The following is a 1,533-nucleotide window of genomic DNA, read 5'->3' as shown; positions in this document are numbered from 1 at the left end:
AGTTAAACCTACAAATTAACTTATAGAAAGGATGATGATAATGAAGAATAACAAAATAATATATCTAACAGCCTTCCTCTTATCATTATCCCTTATCTTACTGCTGGAAGCTGGGTCTTTAAAGCTTTTGGCAGAAGATATAAAAATTCAGAAAAAAGAAGAAGTTGAAATAGAACTATTATTATCTGCTTCTAAACAGCTTGCTGGGGAAGAAAACCAGCCAGATGTCAATAATGAAATAAACCCCCAAACAAAAGAAACAGCTGCTCAGGCTCAAAATGATGAAGCGGAAGTAGATAAAAATAGTTTAGCTGAAAAAAAGGATGAAATTACTGAAGAAGAGGAAGACTTTGTTGAAAATAAGATAATAGCAGAAAAGAATGATGTAAATGAACAAATTGATAAAAAAACTAAATTAGAAAAAGCAGAAAAAACAGCTGAGCCACCAGCCTGGATGCAGAACTCAGCAAATAACTCAGAAAAAGAAGAATCTATGGCGCAGGAAAAGCAAGCTGAAGAAGATAAATTTGATTTAGATAGTTTTATAGCTAATTTGGAAGCCGAAGCAGATAAAGAATCGGAGTCAGCTGAAACAAATAAGGTTAATGAAGAAAATGAAGCTGCAGATCCTCAATCAGATCAGAGCAGCACAGCTGAAGCAATAAATAGTAAAGATGCTAAAATAGTAAAAAAAATTGAGACCATTCAAAATAGTAACTCTGATAATTCTGCTGCAGCGAAAAATAAAGCTGATCAAGAAAATAAAGTTTATGATCTAAGAAAAGGTAATTCAGATTCAATTAAAAAACCAGGGGTTAGTAAATATAGCCAGCCAGAATACCCTTCTAATTTAAGGCGAAGAAATATAGAAGGGAGGGTTATAGTTTCTTTAAGAATTGATAAAGAAGGAAAAACACATGATTTGAAGATTAATCAAAGCTCTGGTTATAAGTCGTTTGACCAGGCTGCTCTGAAGGCGGTAAGTGATTGGGAATTTAAAGCTGCTGAAAAAGATGGAGAAAAGATTGAAGTAATAGTAAATCTGCCAATAAAATTTGAGTTGAACTAAAGGAGGTAAGATAAATGATTACAGAATTTATAGAAACTGCAGGAGTTGTAGCATACCCACTGCTTTTAGCTGCATTTTTAATGCTTTTTATAATATTTGAAAGAACTATAGTTTTTATTTTAAATTATAGAACAATTAATAAAGAACAATATTTAAAAGCTATTGAAGATTTTGATGAAAGTAATTTAGGGGATAATATCTTGCATAATCAAAAAGGAATTGCAGCAAAAATATATTATAATACATTAAAAAGAAATCCACAGAGTAGAGAAGAATTTAAACTTTATCTTGATGCGGAGGAAGTTGATCAGCTGCCAGAATTAGAAAAACGTTTAGGATTTTTAAATTTTATTGCCCAGGTAGCGCCAACTTTAGGCCTTTTAGGAACTGTTAGTGGAATGATCAAAACATTTCAGGTCTTAGGTCTAGGGGGGAACCCGGAACAGATGGCTTTAGGTATTTCT

2 protein-coding genes are annotated in these 1,533 nt (G+C 32.4%); both read left to right on the top strand.

Annotated features, from left to right (window positions below; translation table 11 throughout):
- Positions 1-40 precede the first annotated feature (40 nt).
- Positions 41-1,069, top strand: a complete 1,029-nt coding sequence (locus CI949_RS20560; RefSeq protein ID WP_290769901.1) for an energy transducer TonB — start codon at positions 41-43, stop codon at positions 1,067-1,069.
- Between the two features lie 14 nt (positions 1,070-1,083).
- Positions 1,084-1,533, top strand: a 450-nt coding sequence (locus tag CI949_RS20555) for a MotA/TolQ/ExbB proton channel family protein (protein WP_290769899.1), incomplete at its 3' end; no start/stop codon positions are given.

Source organism: Halanaerobium sp., assembly GCF_003070835.1.
Note: the sequence above shows the minus strand (reverse complement) of the source record. Positions and strands in the feature narration are given on the sequence as shown.